Source organism: Paenibacillus sp. V4I7 (assembly GCF_030817275.1).
Classification (GTDB): Bacteria; Bacillota; Bacilli; order Paenibacillales; family NBRC-103111; genus Paenibacillus_E.
In genome coordinates this window covers 7,681,834-7,697,159 of sequence record NZ_JAUSZD010000002.1, presented here as the reverse complement: position 1 = coordinate 7,697,159, position 15,326 = coordinate 7,681,834, and the positions used below count along the sequence as shown (strand labels likewise).

Sequence of the window (15,326 nt, the reverse complement as noted above, 5' to 3'; positions counted from 1 at the left end):
CATTTAATCTTACGTCAGATGATGTAACGGCAGAATTCATTATATGAATCTGCCGTTACTAGGTTTTACCTTAAAAGCTTAGATTTATCTTTTCCTCTTTTATTGAGCACTAACATCCTCATGATCTGTACCTCTAATAACGTCGTACCATGCCTCAATATCTTTTTCAAAATTAGCCGTCTTTTCCCGGTATCTTTGCAGCGAATCCTTACCAAGCGGCAAGTGAACCGGCGGCTTCTCCGCGCCCGCAACCTTCACGATTGCCTTGGCCAACTTGATGGGATCGCCCGGTTGTTTCTTATTCGCTTGAGTAGCGAATTTTCTCATTTCTCCTACTGTTTCCGCATAATCCGGAATGATGTTACTTGACCGCGTTAACGACGCAGCATCCAGAAATTCCGTACGGAAGAAGCCTGGGGCTACCACGGTCGCATGAATCCCAATCGGAGCCAACTCCAATGCAAGAGATTCCGTCAATCCTTCGACAGCAAATTTAGTAGAACCGTATACTCCCCACCCAATATTACCGCTTAATCCTCCAACGGATGAGATATTGATAATATGTCCAGAATGTTCTTTTCGCATAAAAGGCAGTACCGACCGGGTGACATTGAGCAAACCAAACACATTGGTATCGAAATTCTTTTTCACGTCATCAGCAGTGGCTTCCTCAACTGCACTCAGAAGTCCGAATCCGGCATTATTGACTAATACATCGATTCTTCCGAGTTTTTGAACAACTTGATTAGCGACTTCAGCCGCCTGTTTTTCATTCGTGATATCCAAAAGAACAACACTAAGATTCTCGGGGTTTCCTAATTTATTAGATAATGACTCCGCCGAGCTACGGACAGTCGCAACGACTTTATCTCCTGTATCCAGCACTGCCTTTACGATTTCAAATCCAATACCTCTGGATGCCCCAGTGATGAACCAAATTTTTTGCTTTGCCATATATAATCCCATCCTTTTGATGATTTTTGTTATTATGTCCTGCCGGCCGATAAGTTAACTATACTGAACTTTTGGAGCTTTCACTTCTCTGCAAAGTCCGAACTATTTGTTCATTTAGCTCATTTCTTGTTTTGTTACAATAGAATAAGCTCATGCGAATTGCATGAGCCTCTGATAGAAATCTATTATGTTAATCTTAGCGGTTTTTTAAGCAGTGATGGAGAAATACCAAATCTCTCCTTAAATACCTTTGAAAAGTGAGCTATATTTTCGAATCCCGTAGAAAAGCAGACATCAGTTACAGATAGTGAAGTATGAGTCAGCAGCTCTTTTGCCTTTTCCAATCTTCGATTACGTATGTAGTGTAAAGGAGAAGTATTATAAATTTCCTTAAACTCCCGCTTGAAGGTTGATAAGCTTCTCCCAGACAAATAGGCGAGATCATTTAAAGATAAGGGATTAAAAATGTTTTCTTCAATAACCTCCGTAATGCTTTTTCTTTCTTTCCGTTTCAGTTGCAAAAACTGAATTAAAAAATTTCCATCGGTGTCTGCCACATCAAATAGCAATTCAAGCAGTTTAATCTTGATAAGCCCATTTCTTACTTCCTCAGGTTGATTAAAATAAGGCTTTAGAGATTCAATATAACTAATAAGGCGGTCATTTACTGATTTAACCGATACTGGAACAAGAGCCTCGGGGTAGGAGGGCTTGAGATCGGCCATCTTGACAAACTCGTTAAGTAAATCATCCTTTAAAAAAAACATCATATAGTCGAGTAAATATTCCTCTTCCTTCTCCCCCGACTTCTCATACTCGACAGTGATTGACCTCTGCAAGAGAACCATTTCATTCTTCTTTACAGTGTATGACTGGTTCCCGTAGCGAACGGTGTACTTACCTTTGAGTACAAACAAAAACAAGTGGTCCTCAAGAAACATGGTTCCTGTGTTATTTTGCGTATGCGTACACGATTCTATGACAGATAACCCGTTCATTTTTAAAATACTTTGATTATATGGGGCAGTTGTCAATTCCAGAGGCGCCTTTACAACCTTACTGGACCTTATGAGCAATATGATTCCTCCTTTCTATTTAAGATTTTCAATTAATGTTCTAACAAATCTAAAACATGATACTTTACCGATATATCAATACCCGTAGGTCGGTAATAGCTGCCCCCATTAACGGATAACTATTGACGCGGCCTTGAATTCGTTACCAGCGATCCGGGTCTTAGTCTTTTCAAAGGATTACACTCTTACATACATTATAACCTAAAGCGATGGATTTACCCGTCACCGCCGAGCCGCAGAAATCGAATTTTAATATATTTCTCCACTATCCTCCCGTTAACTTATAACTTTATTTACTGTGCTAATATGTTTCATTCATTTGCTCGTAAGGAGCTTGCATTCGATCGTCCAAAGGCGGCAATTCGGCTTCCCCAAGCGTCAATAACACCACAAATAAAATAAGACGATCCTGAGAAAGATGATCAGGATCGTCTATTTTTCTTGAAATATTTTCAGGCTCGCCCAGGCGGCCGAAATCGCATTTCAAAAATTTTATTACCAAATTAATCAGGTAACCACTTTTTGATTTCCCGTATAAGGTCTTCCAATCCATCACGCGATGGTATTGCACCGCTCTAATGGAGAATTATAATGGTAAAGTTAATACAGATTGAGGATTTATTTGATACGGTCAGAAACGGAAATACCTAAATCCCCTTTCTTCTCATTTCCAGAGGAGCCGCAGCGCCAATTCCGTGATTTTTTCTGTTTTCCATACCTTTAGTTTAACTTTCCAACAATTTTGCAATGTTAATTTTCAGGCATGGGCTAAATGAACAATAAGTTAGAACTTTCTGGGAAAGTAAACTCCGTAAAAATTCGGTATAGTAAGCTTATCAATCGACAGGAACAAACAAAAATAATAACGGATGGTGACTCACTATGCATCAATTGCGGCGCGGAGACTCTGAAAAAGCTGATACGAAAACCAAAGTATCCTACCTTGAACTTTTCTTTGACTTGGTATTTGTTTTCACCATTACTCAGGTAACCCATTTAGTCATCGATACTCACTCCGTATTGGATGTGTTTAAAGCTTTAATGGTTCTGACCGTAACCTGGTGGATGTATAGCGGATATGCTTGGCTGGCAAATAATATTGGAACTGACCGATTGCTTTATAGGATGCTGATGTTTTGTGGTATGGCCGGTTTTCTTAGTATGGCCATTAGTATCCCATCTATTTTTGGGACGGGTGGAGTTCCGTTCGGCATCGCTTTTCTACTGGTTACGGTCATTCATATCCTTCTGTTCAGACGTTCACCACATGTAACATCGATCAAGGCAATTACATACTTGGCTCCTTTTAACCTTTCAGCAGCTCTTTTGGTTCTTGCCTCCGGAATATTGAATACCTGGTATACATGGAGCTGGTGGTTGACGGTTGCAGCTGTCTTGGTTATTCTGACCGCTTCGTTTAAAAATCAAGGCGATATTTTTGTTATTAACACTCGGCATTTTGTTGAAAGGCACAGCTTGATTGTGCTCATTGCGCTAGGCGAAACCATTCTGTCCATGGGTTTAGGTTCCAGCCATTTATATTTCAGTTTCAAGCTATTTGTGTCTATAGTTTTAGGATTGGCCATCGTCATCACTTTATGGTGGAGCTATTTTGACAAGGATACGATACTGGCTGAAGATTATATGTTGCAGGCATCACCTGAGAAACGCGCTCGACTAGCTATGCAGGCTTATTGGCATGCTCATTTAATTATGATATCTGGCATTGTCATCTCTGCTGCAGGTATCGAAGTAGCAATTAAACAACTTAACGGCGAATCTGTACACTCTTTTTCATGGTATTTAAATGGCGGCATTGCCTTATACCTTGTCGGAACCGCAATATTCAGAAGACTGGTTCGCATCGGACCTGGAACGCGACTTGGTTCAGCCGCTCTATCTTTATTCATTCTTATGTTCAACGCCTTCAGTTGGATGGGAACTTTACAAATGATGACAATTCAGATTTTAGTGTTAGTAGGAATGATTGTAATCGAACAACACAAGTACAAAAAATTATCTAATTAAATCCTAAGATTACATAGTAAAGCCGGAGGAGGGTAGACAAATCATGAAGGTTTTGATCATTGATAATAATGTCATCTTTGCCGAAATGGTTCGAATGTATCTTGCCGAAGAAGACTTTACTGTTCAAACCGCTTCAACGGCTCGGGACGGGCTCAGGACATTTCATTCCTTTGTACCGGATGTTGTATTGCTCGACCTCTCGCTTCCGGATGTAGACGAGATTACGTTGTGTAAAACTTTGCGACAGCAAACGCAAACACCTATTATAGTTGTTTCTATCAATTCCAGAGCAAGTGAAATCATCAAGGCTTTTACTGCAGGGGCTGACGATTTCTTAACAAAACCCTTTAGTATGCAGGAATTGAAAGCAAGAATCATGATAGCGATCCGCAAATCAATACAGCCACCTTCTACGGAAAACAGTCCGGAAATTCCCGCAGATGAACATTTTCTGCAATTGCAATTGGACCCGGTTCGTCGGTATATCTCAGTCAATGGTGATATGGTTGAGACAACATTTTCAGAATTCGAACTCTTGAAGGTTTTTTATGAACATCCATATCGAGTATTTACACGCGATGAATTAATTACGATTATTCGAGGCATTAATTACCATGTTAATGATCGTTCCATCGACGTTCATATTACGAATCTACGGAGGAAGATCGAGATAGACCCCAAAAAGCCGAAATATATCCAAACGGTATGGGGTCTAGGCTATCGATTTGCGAAACCTTAAATTGCATCTTTACACCCTTAAAATTGCCCACAATCCTTGCAAAACTCTGCCATGTATGTGAGGTCTGATAATTTTCTTGCATGGATTCCAACGTGTTCTAGATTTCACCCCGAACGCGTTGGCTTAAGCCCTTTCGATCTTTCGGGACATTCATTTGGGAGAACGAAAGATTATCTTACAATGTATTGTCCAAGTGGGAAAGTTTGGAAGGTGGGGAGAACGGATAGTCCGTGATTGCCATCCGCTCCTTCTTCGTAAAAAGATTTGAATCAGATTTTAAGGGGAGACTTATGATTGGGCTTTTGCAGGGGGGGCTTGCATGTGGATGGAGCCACGCCAAACCTCTCTTTAAACACCTTGGAAAAATGAGCCACACTCTCAAATCCTGTCGAAAAACAAACATCCGTAACGGATAAAGAGGTGTGAAGCAGCATTTCTTTCGCGATATCCAACCGGCGATTACGGATCCAGCGTACAGGTGATGTTGTATAATAGATCGCTTGGAAATCTCGTTTAAAAGCTGATAAACTTCTGCCTGATAAGTAAGCAAGATCATTTAGCGAGACAGGGTTGGTTAGATTCTGCTCCACAACCTCCGTTATGCTCTTCCTCTCTGAACGCTTGAGCTGTAAAAACTGGAATATAAACTGTTCGTCAGCATCCGCAACATCAAACAATAATTCCAACAATTTTACTTTAATTAATCCCTCCCTAATGTTATCGGTTTCCTTGAAATACGGTTTCAACGAATAGATATATTTAATTAATCGTTCATTGACCGCTTTGACAGATACCGGTACTAACGCTGATGGATAGTTACTTTCGAGATATGCCATATTGATAAATTCAGTGAGGAGCTCTTCTTTAAGAAAGAACATCATATAGTCCAAAACATAGTCAGAACCTTCTTCTCCCGATTTCTCATATTCAACCCTGATCGATTTCTGCAGTAAAACCATTTCATTCTTTCGTACGATATATTCCTGACTGCCGAATATTACCTTATAGGTTCCCTCTAGTACAAACAAAAGCAGATGATCCTCCAAAAACATGGTTCCCTTTAAACCTTTTGTAAAGGTACAAGACTCGACAACTGTAAGTCCTTTCATCTTCAAGATCCCTTGATTAAGCGGTTCTCTGGCCAGACCGTGAGGAACCTTTATTACTTTTTCGGCTCGCAAAAACAACTGTATTTCCTCCTTATTGTTCAACTGCTAGGAACAGCTCCATGGGAACAAGGACCATACTTACGAGTAGTTTGATCCTACCGCCTCCGCATTTATAAAATTCCACTCTACAAACAGTCATAATAAATGTGACCAGGATGATCATATTAATAAAGACCTATCGAATAAACCCTAGGCGAAAGCAGAATGAAAGGTACCAATCTTAAGCATCATCCACAGGTGAAGTTGCTCGGCGTATAACGATCGGAATTGAAAAACCGGAGTGCGAACGCCCCCGGTTCAATTGGATGTATTCGACTTAGAAATTAGACATCATCATGATCTGTGCCTGTAATAACGTCATGCCATGCCTGTATATCTTTTTCAAAATTAGCCGTCTTTTCCCGGTATCTTTGCAGCGAATCCTTGCCAAGCGGCAAGTGGACCGGCGGCTTCTCCGCGTTTGCAACCTGCACGATTGCCTTGGCCAACTTGACGGGATCGCCCGGTTGTTTCTTATTTGCTTGGGTAGCAAATTTTCTCATTTCTCCTACCGTTTCCGCATAATCCGGAATGATGTTACCTGACCGCGTTAGCGACGCAGCATCCAGAAATTCCGTACGAAAGAAGCCCGGGGCCACTACGGTCGCATGAATCCCAAGCGGGGCCAATTCCAATGCAAGTGACTCCGTCAATCCTTCAACAGCGAACTTCGTTGCACCATACACGCCCCATCCGATATAACCGCTCAATCCGCCAACTGACGAGAAATTGATGATATGTCCAGAACGTCTTTGACGCATATGGGGCAAGACCGCCCGGGTCACATTCAACAAGCCGAAAACGTTGGTTTCGAAGTTTCTCCTCACCTCTTCAGCAGTAGCTTCTTCAACGGCACTCAACAATCCAAATCCTGCATTATTGACAAGGACATCAATTTTGCCGAATTTCTGTACGGCTTGATTCGCAGCCGCTATCGCCTGTTGTTCATCGGTAATATCCAGAAGAACAACTTGAAGATTCTCCGGATTTCCTAATTTATCAGCTAAAGACTCTGCCGAACTCCGGACCGTTGCAATAACATTATCCCCGGTTTCCAATACAGCCTTCAGGATCTCAAAACCAATGCCTCTTGCTGCCCCGGTGATAAACCAAGCTTTTTGATTTGTCATATTGCCGCCTTCTTCCTTTGTCTTATTGGTTGTAGTACGTTATCTGCTTGGAAACCTAATAATCTCATCAGCAAGCAGATATTCTGCATATTGCCGAGAGCTCGAAACTAATTCTTCCTCGCTTTTATCATCGGTATCAAAGATCGTGAAAGGCATCAAGAATTCGGTTTCGATTAAATTACTCGTAGCATGGAAAGGACTAAGGAGCTCATGAATCGTATAAAGATCACCGCCTCCAGGCCGATAATCAATTTCCGAGCCACCCATAGAAATTGCCAACCCAAGTTCCTTCCCTCGCAGCTTTCCTCCTTTCGACGTATAGCCCCAACCGTAAGTCAGGACATCATCCAACCACTTCTTAAGAAGCGGAGGTGAACTATACCAATAGAACGGAAACTGGAAAATGATCCGATCATGCTTTTCAGCGAGTTCTTGTTCTCTTTGAACATCAATACACCAATCCGGATAGGATGCATATAAATCATGCACGGTAATCTTCTCCGAATACTTCTTTACTTCCTCCGTCCAAGCCTTGTTCACTCGAGATTTGCCCATATTAGGATGAGCGACTAGTACCAAAGTCTTCACGATTACCCCTCCTATTCTTGGAATTCGTATTTTTACTTCCTTCAGTATTTGCCTTGTACATATTGTTTATGAATTCCGGATGTATTAACTTTAACGTATATTTGGGCTTTCCGCTTTTCTGTAAGGTCCGATCTATTTGTTCATTTAGCTCATGCCCGTTTTTAGAAAAGAAAAATGCACCCACTAGAATTTCATCGGATAAACCAGGATGGTTACTCCAACGTCCATTCCAGGGGGTGCACTACTAGTAGGTTATATTCCCATTTCATCCTATGCGCCTTTTTTAATCAATTGCTAAGTCTTTTTTTCTAGAGCCGGAATAACCAACATACTATGTTTGCATTCAAGTTTTGAAGGTATGCAAGGGGATACCGCGGGAGTTGAGAAACCTATTGCTCCACGATGTTGTTAAGCCAAATAACCATATTCCATGAGTGATTGCTGAATTTCATCCAGCAATCTTTTTACCTCCAGGGATTGGGTTTTCAGACAGACGATTTAGTTCATTTGAAGAAACGTTGTGTAGGCAACATCGAAAGCTTTTGCTCGGGGAACTTCGATAACAAACACACTCCCTCCCAATTTTCTTTTGGTTATTGGGTTTATTGCACGACCAGCGTAATCTGCCCGTTAATTGAGAAACGGCAGCCGATCGTTTTGTCAGCTGCCGTTGTGTCTTAATTGTTTTCCGTTCGTTTTATCAAATGTATTATTGTTTCCCCGCCATTTATCACGCAACCATACGGGCTGCTTGCCGAGATGGCTGCCGGCTCACGAAATAGATGCTGAGCAGGATCAGAACGAGTCCCGCGAACAGCGAAACCGTAAACGGTTCGCTGAAGATAAGGCAGCCTGTGAGGATAGCCACAAGAGGGATCAGGAACGTAAACGACGCTACTTTGCTCGCCTCTCCGGAGCCAATCAACCGATAGAACACGAGCCAGCCCAAGGCGATGACGAAGACAGATATGAAAAACAGGCTCCCTATGAAGCCGGCGCTCCAAACCACGTCGGACCAGTTCTCGACGCAGGTACCGAGCACCGTCATGAATCCCCCCCCGATCAGCAGTTGAAGCGTCACGAGCCATATCGGATCCACGACGGCGCTAGATTTTTTGACGAACACGACGCCAAGCGCCCAGCTGAGCGCTGATCCCAAGGCAAGCAATATCCCCGCGACAGAGATATGGCCGGAGATACCTCCCGCGCCGCTGCATATGACGGCAACACCGGCAAATCCTAGAACGAGACCAATGATTTTTAGCCCGTTCATCGATTCGCCCAGCCACAACCACGAGAACAAACCGACCAGTACCGGCTGAAGAAAGACGATCGCCGAAAACAAGCCTGACGGCAGGTACCCTAGTCCGATCGTTTGCAAGCCGTAATACAGCACGACGTTGAGGATGGCGGAAACCGCATAGATGCGCCAAGTTCGCCTGAATTGCAGGTTCTTGAATCTCGGAATGGCAACCCCCAAAAGCAATAGTCCACCCAGCAGGGTTCGAATACCGGAAAACAGCACTGGCGGCATGTAAGCCAAAGCATATTTGGATAAGGGCCAGTTGACTCCCCAGACGATGACGAGGTATGCGATCAATAAAGCCGTTTGGACACCTGTTGATTTCTTCATGATGTAATTGTCCCCCTTACGAAACGAATAAAGTCAGCAATATATTTTCCATCCAATGAAGAGTGCAGAAGGCAAGGCTTTTGGAATTAAGGACATTAATGCAAAAGAGGCCAACATATTGTTGCATTTCAATAAATTAAAGGCTGCCGTTCAGGAAGAAATTATTGATTTTATAAAGTTGAAAATGAGTCGATATTAATAATTTAGTTATTTTTATATTGTTCTATCATCTCTCACTGCTCATAGGGATACTTTACTTAGGAGAACGTATGCTGACTGACAAGTTACGTCTACTTAAGCGTCCAAACTCAGCTAAAGGGACATGGGGCATTGTATTTGTGCCTTGTTCACTCGAGATTTGCCCATATTAGGATGAGCGACTAGTACCAAAGTCTTCACGATTACCCCTCCTATTTCGGAATTCATATTTTTACTTCCTTCCGTATTTGCCTTGTACATATATGAATTCCGGATGTATTAACTTTAACGTATATTTGGGCTTTTCGCTTTTCTGTAAGGTCCGATCTATTTGTTCATTTAGCTCATACCCGTTTTTAGAAAAGAAAAATGCACCCATTAAAAATTTCATCGGATAAACCAGGATGGTTACTCCAACGTCCATTCCAGGGGGTGCACTACCAGTAGATATGAGGTAATAATGTCCCTATTTATAAGTCTAAAAGTCAGTTTTTCAATATGGCTTTGTCTATAACAGCCATAGGAATTGCTTATGCAAAAACTTAATAAAACTTTTAAAGGGTATAGTTTTTTTTAAAGCATTGTATAGAAAACAGAATATTGTTTGTACAGTTAAATTTCATTAGACTGAGACAGCAGCACAGAATGTCCATTTTTATGGACCTGTTCAATCAAATATGGAAAGTTGGGATCTTTGAATGTTTGACGGCAAGACAGATCTACTATTGGCTGAAAACTCTGCAATTTAATTTTAGGAGGAAAAAGTATGCTGAATAATCAAACAAGTAAAGAATGGGCAAATCCTACACCCGCGGGTCTAGTGGCACTGGCAGTTGCCTGCGCATGTTTTTTCGCTTTGCTGACCGGTCGCGTGGAATCTTCTGCGCTGCCTCTTATCGCCTGTTGGCTGCTAGGCGGCTTTGTAGTACAGTTGATCGTCGGCATCTTGGATTTAAAGAGACAAAATGATACTGGAGGAAATACATTTCTATTTTTCAGTGCGTTCTTCATGTTGGTGGGTGGCCTGGAAATGTTGCTCAAATACGACGCGATAACAGCAGGTATACCTTTGGATTCTCGGATTGACGGTTATGCATGGTCGGTGTTGGCAATTATATTGTTGCTGTGGACGCCTGCATTTTTTAAATCATTCAGCCTGCTCTCTGTTATAGTAATATTACTGGATGTTGCCCTTCCGTTTATTGCACTGACTGATCTTGGTGTGCTGGCAAAAGGCTTTGAACAAATTTCTGCATGGGCGCTGCTTGCTTCAGGCGTTGTTGCAGTGTACCTCTGTTCAGCACAGGTTGTAAATCAGGCGTATGGTCGTGTAGTCTATCCATTGCCACGCTTAGCACGGGTAAAGATGCAGACGGTAACAGTAGCAGACCCCAAATAATACCTAAACAACGAGCCCACCATTTCCTGGTGGGCTCTCATCTTCTATGTCGCGGATTTACATGTTCTTACATAGCGGCCCTCCCCTGGGATGAAATTCTATAATTTACCATACCTCACTTACTCATCTCCTCAATCCTTTCAATTGTTTTAACAAGCTATATCCCAAATTATAAGTCTAAAAGTCAGTATTCTTACTAGTAATAAGGCTTTCTCTATAACAGCCATAGGAATTGCTTATGCAAAAACTTAATAAAACTTTTGAAACGTCTGACGGCAAGACAGATCTCCTTTTGGCTGAAAACTCTGCAATTATCCTTGCGCATCGCGGGCCTTTTCAGCGTACTCATCGCTATTTGACCAATTCCATAAACTTATGCGCTGTGGTGGAGAGCGGCATGTTGCCCATGATCATGAATCCTACCTGGGACGATGGCATGTTGCGTGGAGCTGAATTCCCGGGTCACGTACGAAACGCCGAGGCCCTTGCGCGCGAATTAGATCAACAGGTCGACGCTGCCGACCTCGATTTCGAACAATTCCGTGATGGCATCCGGACCCGGCTGTTCCGTGAGAACAGTAGATCGGGTACTGAAGAAGCTGCTCCATCGACATCACCACGCCTTTGAGCTCAGCGTAACGGGCTTTTATTACTTCCTCAAACAAACCTTATTCACTCGAGTATGTCCAAATTAGGATGAGCGACGAGTACCAATGTTTTCACGATAACCCCTCCCATTCTCGGAATTCTCTAAAGATTGATTCAGCCTAACTTGAACATTTCATTCTCAGTAATAATGAAAAAATATAGGCCACATAAATATGCCTCCTACCTTGAACTAATTCTATTAGTAAACAAAGTATCAAACAACATATAGGGAGTACTTATATTATTTAGTCGAACGGCCCTATAGCTTAAACAGATTGAATGTATAGAAAATATAGAATTGATCGATATATTTCGGTATTAGTATTATAAGACATGCGAGAGGCTTCATAACTAGTTATTTTGAATGCCATCGTAAAACTCTAAAAGGTAGGAGAATACAGATGATTACAGCAGATCAAGCCCGCAAGATCATCGCCGCCGGCGAGGCGCGGGCCACAGAAATAGGCGTTCCGGTCAATATTGCAGTCCTGGACGCTGGCGTGAACCTGAAGGCCTTTGGCCGGATGGACGGTGCCCTTCTGGGCTCCATCGACATCGCTCTCGGCAAGGCCCGGACAGCCGCGCTGTTCGGCATGCCCACCGAGGCTATCGGTGAATTTTCCAAACCCGGCGGCACCTCGCCCGGCCTGGAGCAGACCAATGGCGGTCTGGTGGTCTTCGCAGGAGGTCTCCCCCTGCTAGACACCAGCGGCATCCTGATCGGCGCAGTCGGCGTATCCGGTGGCGCAGTAGCTCAGGACCTCGACATCGCCCAAGCCGCGGCAGCGGCGCTCGGCAACTGAACACTAACCCAAGCAAACCATCAACCCATCTGAATGTGAAAGGAATGTATATATCATGACCACTAAAACCATCCTCATCACCGGCGCTGGCTCGGGCTTCGGCAAGGCAGCAGCCATCGGCATGGCCAAGAATGGCCACAACATCATCGCCACCGTCCACGTATCCTCGCAGGTGACCCCGCTGCGCGAGGAAGCCGCAGCACTCGGCCTTACCAACCTGCGCGTCGAGCGGCTCGACCTGACCGACCCTTATGATATCAAACAGGCGCAGTCCTGGGACTTCGACGTACTCTGGAACAATGCGGGCATGGGCGAAGCCGGCCCGGTCTGGGAAATCCCCGTCGATCTCGTCCGCAAGAATTACGAGGTCAACGTCTTCCTGCCACTGACCCTCACCCAGGGTGTTGTCCAGAAATGGGTTCGCGAGGGCAAGCGTGGCAAGGTCGTCTTCACTTCGTCCATGGGCGGCCTGTTCACCCCCGCCAACTGGGGCACCTATGTTTCGACCAAGCATGCGCTGGAGGCATTCGCCGAAGCCATGCAACAAGAGCTGACCCAGTATGGGATCAAGGTCCAGACCATCAATCCGGGCGCCTATTACACGGGTTATAACGAGACGATGGCGGACAATCCGTTCCGCTGGCTCGACGACCAGGTCAACTTCACAAAGCGCGCCGATCTGCGCAAAGGTTTCGACGATTTCTTCGCCACGCCTGAAGGCAAGATGGATGCGCAGGAGATGATCGATCGCATGATCGAAATCGTCCCCGCCGACGAAGGTAAGTTCCGAAACGTCGTCCCCCAGGTGGTCGAGGACATGCTGAAGGACCATCAGCTCGCCGCCTGGGAAAACCGGATCTGATCTCAACCTAGCCACCGAACGGGCGCCTCAAGTGGGTGCCACCAACCCAAGCACAACCATCAACCCATCTGAATGTGAAAGGAATGTATATATCATGACCACTAAAACCATCCTCATCACCGGCGCTGGCTCGGGCTTCGGCAAGGCAGCGGCCATCGGCATGGCCAAGAATGGCCACAACATCATCGCCACCGTCCACGTATCCTCGCAGGTGACCCCTCTGCGCGAGGAAGCCACAGCCCTCGGCCTTACCAACCTGCGCGTCGAGCGGCTCGACCTGACCGACCCTTATGATATCAAGCAGGCGCAGTCCTGGGACTTCGACGTACTCTGGAACAATGCGGGCACGGGCGAAGCCGGCCCGGTCTGGGAAATCCCCGTCGATCTCGTCCGCAAGAATTACGAGGTCAACGTCTTCCTGCCACTGACCCTCACCCAGGGCGTTGTCCAGAAATGGGTGCGCGAGGGCAAGCGTGGCAAGGTCGTCTTCACTTCGTCCATGGGCGGCCTGTTCACCCCCGCCAACTGGGGCACCTATGTTTCGACCAAGCATGCGCTGGAGGCATTCGCCGAAGCCATGCAACAAGAGCTGACCCAGTATGGGATCAAGGTCCAGACCATCAATCCGGGCGCCTATTACACGGGTTATAACGAGACGATGGCAGACAATCCGTTCCGCTGGCTCGACGACCAGGTCAACTTCACAAAGCGCGCCGATCTGCGCAAAGGTTTCGACGATTTCTTCGCCACGCCTGAAGGCAAGATGGATGCGCAGGAGATGATCGATCGCATGATCGACATCGTCCCCGCCGACGAAGGCAAGTTCCGAAACGTCGTCCCCCAGGTGGTCGAGGACATGCTGAAGGACCATCAGCTCGCCGCTTGGGAAAACCGAATCTGATCTCAACCTAGCCACCGAGCGGTGCCTCAAGTGGGTGCCGCCCGTTCTTGCCGCTTTCCATGCTCAAGACCTGCACTAGGGTTATCTACAACGCCGCACTGAGCGTCACCGCGACCGCGCTGGCCCTAATCGCGATCGAGTCCCGCTCCTCTTCCGATATCGAGACACAAAACAAGACTTCTGTCGATAAACGATGTAGGGGTTGTTTCGTGAAGAGGGACGCTCGTTGGTTACACAAGCAGTAATGTCTCGAAGCAGGTTATGCTCCGGTTAACCATTCTCTAATTACGAGTGGGTGCTATGTTTAGAATAAATTTGAATTTGCTAGAATATCGCGTACATTGCATCGCATGACTAGGTAGGGCGGTGAGGCATTCACGGTTATACCTACGGATATAACGCAGGGGGACCGGGCTTGCCACTGAAGCAGCAGGGACGTAGCCGCGTATGTGTTTATGAAGAAAGCTTTTCCGATGTAAAGTGAAAATAACAGCCCCGTATTTATTTACGGGGTTTTTTGTTGTTGATCGGTAACATGTTCGAACGTCAAAATGATTCTGTGTTTGAGATGATCAATTCTAATAAAAACCTATTGACTAGCCGAAACCTCTAAGCCTTCCATATAGTTCCGCAACATTGCTTATTATGCGAGACTTAATAGTTTTAACGACGGGTCACAGACTCAGGTGAACATCCGATCGGCCCTGGCTACTAAGAAATACACGACCAAGACAAAAATGGTCAACCAGTAAAAACCGGTTGACCTCATAATACGACGGAGAACGTTAGTTCAATTAACCGCCAACGCGATTTACCCATTCAACTCGTCTTGCCATACGCTGCTGATATTCGCTCGATAACAGGTCGGAGTGGCGGACGAACAAGCCTAAGCTGAACAGGCTGATGTCCTTGTTATTATTATCATGAATAAAGGAGAGCATATTCTCGGCCAGGCTGTTGTTCGACTTCACGCGCTCTTGGGAGAACCAGTGTTCCAGCGCTGCCAACGTATCGAGAGCTGCCTGATGCAGCTCCTCGTACGTGCGGCAGGATCGTAAAGGTAGGTCCAGCTGCTCCAGCTGCCCGAACAGCACCAGCGATTGGCCACCCGACCAGTCGATGATCATCGACAGCTAGTAGTTAGTCTTTTTTTCAATAT

At 45.0% G+C, this 15,326-nt stretch carries 15 protein-coding genes; 7 read left to right on the top strand and 8 right to left on the bottom strand.

Annotated features, from left to right (window positions below; all coding sequences use genetic code 11):
• Positions 1 to 99: 99 nt before the first annotated feature.
• The 3 genes from QFZ80_RS36145 to QFZ80_RS36135 form a co-directional block, all read right to left on the bottom strand.
• Complete coding sequence (locus tag QFZ80_RS36145) at positions 100 to 954, bottom strand: oxidoreductase (protein WP_307437980.1); 855 nt, start codon at positions 952 to 954, stop codon at positions 100 to 102.
• A gap of 185 nt (positions 955 to 1,139) precedes the next feature.
• Positions 1,140 to 1,871 (bottom strand): AraC family transcriptional regulator, encoded by a 732-nt coding sequence (locus tag QFZ80_RS36140; protein WP_307550434.1) that lies wholly within the window; start codon positions 1,869 to 1,871, stop codon positions 1,140 to 1,142.
• Positions 1,872 to 2,331: 460 nt separating this feature from the next.
• A complete protein-coding gene (locus QFZ80_RS36135) occupies positions 2,332 to 2,586 on the bottom strand; it encodes a hypothetical protein (RefSeq protein ID WP_307550436.1) in 255 nt (84 codons plus the stop codon).
• A gap of 326 nt (positions 2,587 to 2,912) precedes the next feature.
• Here QFZ80_RS36135 and QFZ80_RS36130 point away from each other — a divergent pair, with 326 nt between their 5' ends.
• Positions 2,913 to 4,058, top strand: coding sequence for a low temperature requirement protein A (locus QFZ80_RS36130; protein WP_307563421.1), 1,146 nt, complete (start codon positions 2,913 to 2,915; stop codon positions 4,056 to 4,058).
• A gap of 43 nt (positions 4,059 to 4,101) precedes the next feature.
• Positions 4,102 to 4,797, top strand: a complete 696-nt coding sequence (locus QFZ80_RS36125) for a response regulator transcription factor (RefSeq protein ID WP_307563419.1) — start codon at positions 4,102 to 4,104, stop codon at positions 4,795 to 4,797.
• A gap of 269 nt (positions 4,798 to 5,066) precedes the next feature.
• Here the strand turns inward: QFZ80_RS36125 and QFZ80_RS36120 are convergent, their stop codons facing one another.
• From QFZ80_RS36120 to QFZ80_RS36105, 4 genes are all read right to left on the bottom strand, one after another.
• Positions 5,067 to 5,984: an AraC family transcriptional regulator gene (locus tag QFZ80_RS36120; RefSeq protein ID WP_307550442.1), complete on the bottom strand. Its 918-nt coding sequence runs from the start codon at positions 5,982 to 5,984 to the stop codon at positions 5,067 to 5,069.
• A 305-nt stretch (positions 5,985 to 6,289) separates the two neighbouring features.
• Entirely contained in the window at positions 6,290 to 7,135 is an 846-nt protein-coding gene (locus tag QFZ80_RS36115; protein ID WP_307550445.1) for an oxidoreductase, read from the bottom strand.
• 39 nt (positions 7,136 to 7,174) lie between these two features.
• Positions 7,175 to 7,723, bottom strand: a complete 549-nt coding sequence (locus QFZ80_RS36110; RefSeq protein ID WP_307550447.1) for an NAD(P)H-dependent oxidoreductase — start codon at positions 7,721 to 7,723, stop codon at positions 7,175 to 7,177.
• Between the two features lie 730 nt (positions 7,724 to 8,453).
• Positions 8,454 to 9,356 (bottom strand): DMT family transporter, encoded by a 903-nt coding sequence (locus QFZ80_RS36105; protein ID WP_307550449.1) that lies wholly within the window; start codon positions 9,354 to 9,356, stop codon positions 8,454 to 8,456.
• A gap of 964 nt (positions 9,357 to 10,320) precedes the next feature.
• Between QFZ80_RS36105 and QFZ80_RS36100 the strand changes: the two genes are divergently transcribed.
• The 5 genes from QFZ80_RS36100 to QFZ80_RS36080 all read left to right on the top strand — a co-directional run bounded on the left by QFZ80_RS36100 (position 10,321) and on the right by QFZ80_RS36080 (position 14,167).
• The gene (locus QFZ80_RS36100; RefSeq protein WP_307437957.1) at positions 10,321 to 10,953 is read left to right on the top strand and encodes an acetate uptake transporter family protein; all 633 of its coding nucleotides are present in this window, start codon (positions 10,321 to 10,323) and stop codon (positions 10,951 to 10,953) included.
• A 238-nt stretch (positions 10,954 to 11,191) separates the two neighbouring features.
• Complete coding sequence (locus QFZ80_RS36095; protein ID WP_307550451.1) at positions 11,192 to 11,581, top strand: hypothetical protein; 390 nt, start codon at positions 11,192 to 11,194, stop codon at positions 11,579 to 11,581.
• A gap of 421 nt (positions 11,582 to 12,002) precedes the next feature.
• Entirely contained in the window at positions 12,003 to 12,404 is a 402-nt protein-coding gene (locus QFZ80_RS36090) for a GlcG/HbpS family heme-binding protein (protein ID WP_307437955.1), read from the top strand.
• Between the two features lie 55 nt (positions 12,405 to 12,459).
• Positions 12,460 to 13,266: an SDR family oxidoreductase gene (locus QFZ80_RS36085; protein ID WP_307550453.1), complete on the top strand. Its 807-nt coding sequence runs from the start codon at positions 12,460 to 12,462 to the stop codon at positions 13,264 to 13,266.
• 94 nt (positions 13,267 to 13,360) lie between these two features.
• Entirely contained in the window at positions 13,361 to 14,167 is an 807-nt protein-coding gene (locus QFZ80_RS36080) for an SDR family oxidoreductase (protein WP_307550455.1), read from the top strand.
• A gap of 794 nt (positions 14,168 to 14,961) precedes the next feature.
• Here QFZ80_RS36080 and QFZ80_RS36075 read toward each other — a convergent pair.
• Positions 14,962 to 15,294, bottom strand: coding sequence for a hypothetical protein (locus tag QFZ80_RS36075; RefSeq protein WP_307563416.1), 333 nt, complete (start codon positions 15,292 to 15,294; stop codon positions 14,962 to 14,964).
• Between the last annotated feature and the right edge of the window lie 32 nt (positions 15,295 to 15,326).

Coding starts and splice junctions, on each gene's coding strand:
- QFZ80_RS36145 (WP_307437980.1), bottom strand. CDS start 954: ATGGCAAAGCAAAAAATTTGGTTCATCACTGGGGCATCCAGAGGTATT.
- QFZ80_RS36130 (WP_307563421.1), top strand. CDS start 2,913: ATGCATCAATTGCGGCGCGGAGACTCTGAAAAAGCTGATACGAAAACC.
- QFZ80_RS36125 (WP_307563419.1), top strand. CDS start 4,102: ATGAAGGTTTTGATCATTGATAATAATGTCATCTTTGCCGAAATGGTT.
- QFZ80_RS36115 (WP_307550445.1), bottom strand. CDS start 7,135: ATGACAAATCAAAAAGCTTGGTTTATCACCGGGGCAGCAAGAGGCATT.
- QFZ80_RS36105 (WP_307550449.1), bottom strand. CDS start 9,356: ATGAAGAAATCAACAGGTGTCCAAACGGCTTTATTGATCGCATACCTC.
- QFZ80_RS36100 (WP_307437957.1), top strand. CDS start 10,321: ATGCTGAATAATCAAACAAGTAAAGAATGGGCAAATCCTACACCCGCG.
- QFZ80_RS36095 (WP_307550451.1), top strand. CDS start 11,192: ATGCAAAAACTTAATAAAACTTTTGAAACGTCTGACGGCAAGACAGAT.
- QFZ80_RS36090 (WP_307437955.1), top strand. CDS start 12,003: ATGATTACAGCAGATCAAGCCCGCAAGATCATCGCCGCCGGCGAGGCG.
- QFZ80_RS36085 (WP_307550453.1), top strand. CDS start 12,460: ATGACCACTAAAACCATCCTCATCACCGGCGCTGGCTCGGGCTTCGGC.
- QFZ80_RS36080 (WP_307550455.1), top strand. CDS start 13,361: ATGACCACTAAAACCATCCTCATCACCGGCGCTGGCTCGGGCTTCGGC.
- QFZ80_RS36075 (WP_307563416.1), bottom strand. CDS start 15,294: ATGATCATCGACTGGTCGGGTGGCCAATCGCTGGTGCTGTTCGGGCAG.